Source organism: Methylophaga sp. UBA1464 (assembly GCF_002325665.1).
Classification (GTDB): Bacteria; Pseudomonadota; Gammaproteobacteria; order Nitrosococcales; family Methylophagaceae; genus Methylophaga.
Window position 1 is genome coordinate 13,087 of sequence record NZ_DCSO01000089.1, and the last position, 7,681, is coordinate 20,767.

At 45.4% G+C, this 7,681-nt stretch carries 10 protein-coding genes; all 10 read right to left on the reverse strand.

The features are described from left to right. On the reverse strand, window positions 1-572 hold a 572-nt coding region (locus B3O33_RS11570; protein ID WP_292363628.1), incomplete at its 3' end, for a sigma-54-dependent transcriptional regulator. After that, on the reverse strand, window positions 569-1,675 hold the full coding sequence (locus tag B3O33_RS11575) for a sensor histidine kinase (protein ID WP_292363630.1): 1,107 nt from the start codon (window positions 1,673-1,675) through the stop codon (window positions 569-571). The genes B3O33_RS11575 and B3O33_RS11570, both read right to left, overlap by 4 nt. Window positions 1,676-1,880: 205 nt before the next feature. Further along, window positions 1,881-3,371, reverse strand: coding sequence for a sigma-54 dependent transcriptional regulator (locus B3O33_RS11580; RefSeq protein WP_292360305.1), 1,491 nt, complete (start codon window positions 3,369-3,371; stop codon window positions 1,881-1,883). A gap of 139 nt (window positions 3,372-3,510) precedes the next feature. After that, window positions 3,511-3,801 carry a flagellar protein FliT gene (locus B3O33_RS11585; protein WP_292360307.1) on the reverse strand — a complete coding sequence of 97 codons (291 nt, stop codon included), beginning with the start codon at window positions 3,799-3,801 and terminating at the stop codon, window positions 3,511-3,513. A 33-nt stretch (window positions 3,802-3,834) separates the two neighbouring features. Next, on the reverse strand, window positions 3,835-4,236 hold the full coding sequence (gene fliS / locus B3O33_RS11590; protein ID WP_292363631.1) for a flagellar export chaperone FliS: 402 nt from the start codon (window positions 4,234-4,236) through the stop codon (window positions 3,835-3,837). Window positions 4,237-4,253: 17 nt separating this feature from the next. Beyond that, window positions 4,254-5,618, reverse strand: coding sequence for a flagellar filament capping protein FliD (gene fliD, locus B3O33_RS11595; RefSeq protein WP_292363633.1), 1,365 nt, complete (start codon window positions 5,616-5,618; stop codon window positions 4,254-4,256). A gap of 47 nt (window positions 5,619-5,665) precedes the next feature. Beyond that, complete coding sequence (locus tag B3O33_RS11600; protein WP_292363634.1) at window positions 5,666-5,779, reverse strand: flagellar protein FlaG; 114 nt, start codon at window positions 5,777-5,779, stop codon at window positions 5,666-5,668. A gap of 1 nt (window position 5,780) precedes the next feature. Continuing rightward, on the reverse strand, window positions 5,781-6,179 hold the full coding sequence (locus B3O33_RS11605; protein WP_292363635.1) for a flagellar protein FlaG: 399 nt from the start codon (window positions 6,177-6,179) through the stop codon (window positions 5,781-5,783). A 68-nt stretch (window positions 6,180-6,247) separates the two neighbouring features. Continuing rightward, window positions 6,248-7,081, reverse strand: a complete 834-nt coding sequence (locus B3O33_RS11610; protein WP_292360313.1) for a flagellin — start codon at window positions 7,079-7,081, stop codon at window positions 6,248-6,250. A 186-nt stretch (window positions 7,082-7,267) separates the two neighbouring features. Next, the coding region (locus B3O33_RS11615; RefSeq protein ID WP_292363637.1) for a flagellin at window positions 7,268-7,681 on the reverse strand (414 nt) is incomplete at its 5' end.

A 7,681-nucleotide genomic window follows, 5' to 3' on the forward strand; every position in this document is an offset into this window, starting at 1 on the left:
GATTCAGGGATCGCAGCACAGTTAATCGCCACAAAGGGTCCGTCTTTACGAGGTGAGTGGCGATGGATAAAGCGTGCCAGAACTTCTTTACCGGTACCGCTCTCGCCATTGATTAACACCGTGGCATCGGTTTCAGCCACGCGTCTTGCCAACGATTGTAAATCCACAGAGGATTTAGCGGCAGCCACCATATCATCACTGGCTGGCAATGTGCGTACATAACGCTGTACGCGTTGCAGCAAATCATCGGCTTCAAATGGTTTCATCAGATAATCACAGGCACCTTCATGCATGGCTTCTACGGCACTTTGTACTGAACCATAAGCGGTCATCAGCACCACTGGCAGAGAAGGCAGCATGGCGCGGGCTTTTTTCAACAGGGTATGTCCATCCATTGGTTGCATCTGCAAATCACTGAGTAACAATCCTATGGGTTCATTTGCCAGCTTATCCAAAGCTTTCTGGCCGTGGTCAGTCGCCGTGACCTGATAGCCTGCAAGTTCCAGCGTATCGCATAAAGCAATACGTAAATTTGCATCATCTTCAACCACCATAATCATTGACTGCGTCATGATTTCACTCCTGTTTGCATTGTTTCCTGGGGGGTATTCATAGGACGGTAAACTGGCAGTCGAAGACAAAATGTACTGCCAACGCCTGGCTCACTATCCAGCCACAACATACCTTTATGTGCCCGGGCAACCGATTGCACAACTGCCAAGCCCAGACCGGTTCCTGCTGAACGCGTGGTATAAAAGGGTTGCAGAATCTTCTCATAATCAGCCTCTGCGATTCCGTCACCATTATCTTCAATACTGATTTCAATAAACTGCTGCTGATCTTCTTCAGCATACTCGGCGTGAATTGTAATTTTTCCTTCCTCACCACAGGCCTGACGTGCATTATTCAGTAAGTTGTTCAATGCACTGACCAATGCCGGCTGACTGCCATATACATAGCCATCGTTGACCAGATTACTCACCTGTACATTCAAGGATTCACTTTCGGGCTGCGCGATAAACTGCTGAACCAGTTCATCGACTAATTCACTCACACTGACCGGTGCCGTACTATTCATATCGCCACGCGAGAATGCCAGCATATTGCGAACCAGCTGTTCCATATGGCTCAAACTGTCATGTAAACGGCGGGCAAATTTCAGTTGCGTCGTTTTTTCAGTTTCGGGCTTGAGTAGCGGTGCAAGATACAATGTGGCGGAGGATAAAGGGGTGCGGATTTGATGGGCCAGGCGTGCTGCCATTTCACCCATTGCAGACAAACGCTGCAAATGTGCCACTTTACGCTGCAGTTGACGCGTTTCTGTGACCTCCTGAAGCAGGATAATTTGTCCCGGTTCTTTATCTAATGGACTGGTAGAAATATGCACCAGACGGCCATCAGCCAGCGAGACATCATGCCCATCATCCTCACGTGGTTTAAAAGCCCGTTTGATGACATCAATCCAACGTTGACCAGTTAATGGTTCGCCAAGCAGATTAATAGCCACCTGATTACAGTCCTGAACCAAACCCGTACCGTCAATCACCACTACACCACCGGGAATGACTGCTAACAAGCTACTGAGACGATCCGCAATACGGCTCTCTGAAGCTGATGTTTTTTTATGACTTACTGGTGGTGTCCAAACAGGATGATTTTCAGCGATAGCAGCCATGGGCCGTTTCGTTGAGTGTGTTGACTTGGTTGCAGGGCGTTCACTCTGGGAAGAGGATTCAGGCCATTTCAGGTTCATCTATTTTGCTCCACTAAAGGGTTTCCGATAGTGTTTCTGCAAAATACATGCCCTGTTTTTTAACTATTAAATATCAATGACTTATATTTAATTATTTTATTTCGGAGTCAAAATTCAGGCACCTATATCAGGTGATTTCAACATCACGTTGAATACCATATTTGCGCATCTTCTCCACTAATGTTGTTCGGCGCATTTTGAGCCTGCTGGCTGCATGGGCAACAACCCCGGCCGCTTCATCCAATGCTTGTTTGATAAGCAGATATTCCAAATTGGCCAGATGCTCCCTTAAATCCAATCCGTCTTCCGGAAGCACCTCCATTTTAATTGCCCCATTATCGGAATGACTTGCTCCATTTAATGGTGCAACAGAATCACTGGCTGCATTCTCTTTGACAACCACATTTAGTGCAGCTGATGTTTCAGGCCGAGCAGAAATAGCCGCGGTAACAACTTCCGTCAGAGGTTCGCCGTCAATTTGATATTTTTCTGGCAGATCATCAAAATCAACTGTGCCATAGGGATATAAAATCACCAGCCTTTCCACCACATTAGCAAGCTCTCGAACATTTCCGGGCCAGCTGTAACGACATAACGAAGCGATTGCCGCCGGGGTAAATCTCACAGCCCCACGGTTTTCATGTTCTATGCGCTGGGTCAGCTCATGAATCAGTAATGGGATATCTTCTGGTCGTTCACGTAACGCTGGCATATCAATCGGAAAGACGTTTAAACGATAAAACAAGTCCTCTCGGAAACGACCATCATCAATATGGGTTTCTAAATTCCGGTGAGTTGCCGCAATGACTCTGACATTGGCTTTTTGCGTTTTATTACTACCAACCCGTTCAAACGTTCTTTCCTGTAATACCCGCAACAGCTTGACCTGCATGGGTAATGGCATATCCCCAATTTCATCAAGAAACAGGGTGCCACCTTCGGCCATTTCAAAACGTCCTTTTCGGGCCGTTATCGCACCAGTAAAAGCGCCTTTTTCATGTCCGAACAGTTCACTTTCAAGAAGCTCACCGGGGATCGCGCCACAGTTTACTGGCACAAAAGGTTTTTCCCGACGGGAAGAAAAGTAATGTAAATTGCGGGCAACCACTTCCTTACCCGTCCCGGATTCCCCCAGAATCAATACATTTGCTTCAGAGTCTGACACCTGCTGAATCATTTTCTGAACCCGCTTCATTTTTACACTGTTTCCAACCAAGGAGCGAAACAATGGTTCGGTTTCAACTGTATTTTGAGCCTGATTTTTATAAACCGAAGCTTGCTGTAAGGCATTACTTAACTGAGGATACTTAACAGGATAATGCAATGCGCCGATGGTACCGGGGAATTCGCCAGTAACATTTTGAGGATAATCAAGCGTGAAAACCGGAACTCTTGCTTCATGATTGACCAGTTCACGAAGTAATTGTTTGGTCTGGCTGCCCCCTCCACAATCACCAACCAGCGCCAACGCAATATCATTTAAATCATCAATGCTATCAAACCAACTTTCCATGTCCTTCACCACCACTGCGTGGCAATTCAAAAACGCAATAAGCGTGGAAAGCGTTTCTCGGCGTTGGGGGTCAATATCTATCACCAAGATATTACACGCATTCATAACTGCTCCTGAAGACAAGCTCACTCCGTACCTGACGGTATCACTACAAGGATTTGTGAAATCAAGTTAAGCACTTTACGGTTAGTTGTCAAAAAAATGACACTAAATTTGGGAACTTTATCAGAATTAAGTACGCTAACTAATTGGATTGATAAGCAGTTACGGCTTTTTGGGTGAATTTTGCGTCACGCATTTGCAGCTGAAGAGACTGTTTCCCTTTTTGGCAATGCGCAATAAGCTCATTATTGGTGTCTATGAGCTTTTGTAAATCTGTTGCCACCTTTTTGATTTCAACAGAGCTATCGGCTAAGGGGAAGAGTGCATCTAGCAAAAGTTGTCTTTTTTTTTCGATAGGATCAAGTGCTTCCCAGTTTTTTTGTTTAGCCAGGTTCAGCATGTTCTGAGTGAGTTGCAAAGCCTGTTGCAACATTTCAATTTTATCGTCTGAATTTGACATAGCAGATTAATGAAACTCGGCGGGAATATTATCCCATCCTGCTTTGACTTCCATCAGCAAGCTACTGACTTCATCCAGAATGGCGACATCGTTGGTCACATTAGCTTCCAGCAAACGCCGTCCCATATATTCATAAAGTGAATCAAGGTTCGCCGCGACTTCACCACCTTTTTGCGCATCAAGGCTGGTTCGTAATCCCTGGATAATATTCATTCCCCAGGTAATCTGACGACTTTTCTCTGCAATATCGTTACGAGCAATGCAACCTTTGGCCGTGGCGATTTTTGATAATGCGCCTTCCATTAACATCTGAATAATACGATGCGGAGAAGCAAAGTTCACCTCTGACTCGACTGCGCCTCGACCATAACCATCCAGCGCTTTTTTATTGATCATGTTTTGCATCATCCCAAGTTCGCTCTGTGTTAATTATTACGATTATTCAATGACGCTAACTGTTGCGTCAAAAAGCTCGACGTATTATTTAAGCTGCTGACTAATGTATCCAATGCCGTAAATTGTGCTCTAATTCTTGCCTCAACGGAAATCATTCGATCTTCCATTCGCAAAATCTGCTCATCAATACTTTTAACTTGTGTATTCAAACCATCTTCACGGGAATCAATCAAGCCATCATTGGCTAACCAGCCATCGGCCAAATTCGACAGTTTTGCAGCAAAACCACCATTTTCTGAAGCAAATAAATTGCTAAACGATTCAAAATCGGTGTTCATGATTTCAGTGATACGATCCGAATCAACCTCCATCACACCTTGTTTATTAATAGATACACCTGCTTCAATCAAATAACTAAAGGATGATCCATCAATGGCGGTACCAGCATTTAATACATCAAATATTTGCCGTTCCAGGGACAACAACGTACTGTCTGCTTCCAGTTGACCATTGCGCTGTTTATTGATTTCTGAGCGTAACGCATTAAAAGCAGAAGCAAAGGCTTCAACAGATTCGAGAATTTGCTCGTCATCTCTTGTCACGCTTAAAGTCGAAGAGCCTACAGATGCGGCATTGATAGTGACACCATCAATAGCACCGGTAATCGTATTGGTATTACTGCTGACATCAAAGCCATCAATCCTGACCAGGGCATTTTGTGCTGACGAGATTGGCGCACGGAACTCTACGCCACCTTCCGGGTTATAGGCTAAAGCCGATAAACCCGTTTCATCGGTATTATTACCGTCACTATCTGTCACACTTATCCGTAACGCATTATCGAGTCCGGTTTCTTTTGAAGACAGAACTAAACGAGCACCTTCATCACCAGTCACAATAGTCGCCGAAACACCGGTGTTGTCGGTCGCGTTATTAATGGCATCCCGGATGCCGGCAAGCGTGTTATTGGTTCCATCAATAGTCAGTTCGAAACTATCCGCTCCGATACTGATATTCAGTGTGCCTTCTCCTACAACGGTGTTGGAATCGGTATAGGCTTTGGTGGCAATTTTGTCCCTTTCAGCCAGACTCACCACTTCAATATTGTAGTTTCCCGCAACAGCACCACTGGAAACCCAGCTGGTGAAAACAGATTCACTTCCACTTGTGGCCTGATAGACTTGAAATTTCTGTGGTGAATTAAGATTCGCCATTGCCGACTGAAAATCAGCAACTTTGCTTTTTAGCGAGCCATACGCACTTATCTGGGCATTAACCTGAGATTTTTTACTCGTTAAATTGGTGATTGGCTGGCGCTCAATCTCCATCAACTTAGTCACAATGTCGTTTACATCTAGGCCAGACCCTATGCCTGGTGCTTGTATTGTAGCCATGATAATGCTCCCGATTAGTGTGTAATTTTAAGCAAATTACACGCCAATCAAACTCTCATTTCCAGCAACATGCCGCGATATTCTTCCAAAGAGCTACGAACGACTAATAACTCTTCAGCGGGTATTTGTCTGATTAATTCATCCGTTTCAGAATCAATCACTTTAATAACCGTATCGCCACTTCNNACGATACTCTTCCAGAGAGCTACGAACTACCAGTAATTCTTCAGCAGGAATCTGTCTGATAAGTTCATCTGTTTCTGAATCAATGACTCTGATAACAGTTTCACCACTTTGGTCATCTACTGAAAATTGTAAAGAACGATTCAGATTTTGCATGTAGCTATTCAGCGCAACAACGCGATCCTGAATCGCTGCTAATTGCTCATCAGTTGCTTCCAATTGCCTTGAAAGTGCATTTGGCTCTGCAACGACATTAACCCGTTGTATAGTTGCAACCCCTGAAACAACTTCAGCAGGAACATTACTGCCCTGCTGAATATTGCCAGAAATTGGTAATGACAACGAATCATTTTTAACTGTGAAATCGTTTGTAGTCATCCCTTCATCCTCCAAGAGTATCGGGTAAGCGTTTCCCGGCTATATTTGCCGGGAAAGCCCCCGGTAACTTATCCGAGCAATGAAAGTGCTGTCTGAGGCAGGGTGTTCGCCTGCGCCAGGATTGATACGCCCGCCTGCTGCAAGATCTGTGCACGAGTCAGATTCGCAGTTTCTGCAGCGAAGTCGGCATCTTGAATTCGGCTACGTGCAGCCGTCAAGTTTTCGGCATAGTTCTGCAGATTGGAAATAACCGCTTCAAAACGATTTTGCAGCGCACCATAAGTTGCACGTGACTGGTTAACGGTATCCAGTGCAGTACTCAGGTTGGCAAGTGCACCAGAAGCCGCACCTGCTGTGCTGACGTCAATGGTACCTGTTGCAGCCAAGTCTGCAGAGTAACCGGCAATACCTGTCATACTTACTGTTGAAATTGACAATTGGTTTGATGCCGCACCACTGGCACCAACTTGGAAAGTCAGTGAATTCACAGCACTCAACAAGCCATTACCAGCGAATTCAGTAGTCTGGATAATACGTGAGATTTCTTGGGTCAGCTGATCAACCTCAGCCTGGATACCAGTACGGTTTCCAGTCGTAGCGTTAGCAGATTGTACCGCCAGTTCACGGATACGTTGCAGGTTGTTACCGATTTCACCCAGTGCGCCCTCGGCAGTCTGACCAAGAGAGATACCGTCTGATGCATTACGAACGGCCTGGTTGGTACCACGGATATCACGAGTCAGCTGTTCAGCAATGAAGAGACCAGCCGCGTCATCTTTTGCGCTGTTAATACGCAGGCCAGATGATAAACGTTGCAGTGACTGATTCAGACTGCTTTGTGAAGATTCAAGATTACGCTGAGCATTTAAGGATGCCAGATTCGAGTTTACAATAACCGCCATGAGAATTCTCCTAGGCTTTAAAGGGCTTTTTGCCCCACTAAACATGGCGGACAGACTGTGGAAATCCCAGTATTTACCGCCTCCGAAATGTTTAGCGTCCTGCGGTTATTTTTCTTTAATCTTTTTTTCAAAAAAACCGGAAAGCGATAAAAGCCAGTCTTTCCGGTAACTTTGAAGACCTCATTTTTAACCCTGTAGTAAGGTGAGTGCACTCTGAGGCAGACTGTTAGCCTGAGCCAATATTGACGTGCCTGCCTGCTGCAGGATCTGCGCCCGGGTCAATCTTGCCGTTTCGGCGGCAAAATCTGCATCTTCGATCCGACTTCGTGCCGCTGTCAGATTCTCGGCATAATTCTGCAGATTGGAGATCACTGCCTCAAATCGATTTTGCAAAGCACCATAAGTTGCACGGGTTTGGTTGACCGCATCAATATCCAATGACAGACCAGAGAGTGCCGCAGAGGCGTTAGCTGCATTACTGACGTCGATTGTACCGGTTGCCGTTAAATCCAACGAGTATCCACCGATACCGGTAATATTAACGGTCTCCAATACAACCTGGTTATTTGTCGATCCACTGGCACCGACCTGAAAGACTAA

Excerpts from the sequence above, each read along its gene's own strand:
- B3O33_RS11575 (WP_292363630.1), bottom strand. The coding sequence starts at position 1,675 with ATGGCTGCTATCGCTGAAAATCATCCTGTTTGGACACCACCAGTAAGT.
- B3O33_RS11580 (WP_292360305.1), bottom strand. The coding sequence starts at position 3,371 with ATGAATGCGTGTAATATCTTGGTGATAGATATTGACCCCCAACGCCGA.
- B3O33_RS11585 (WP_292360307.1), bottom strand. The coding sequence starts at position 3,801 with ATGTTGCAACAGGCTTTGCAACTCACTCAGAACATGCTGAACCTGGCT.
- fliS (WP_292363631.1), bottom strand. The coding sequence starts at position 4,236 with ATGATGCAAAACATGATCAATAAAAAAGCGCTGGATGGTTATGGTCGA.
- fliD (WP_292363633.1), bottom strand. The coding sequence starts at position 5,618 with ATGGCTACAATACAAGCACCAGGCATAGGGTCTGGCCTAGATGTAAAC.
- B3O33_RS11610 (WP_292360313.1), bottom strand. The coding sequence starts at position 7,081 with ATGGCGGTTATTGTAAACTCGAATCTGGCATCCTTAAATGCTCAGCGT.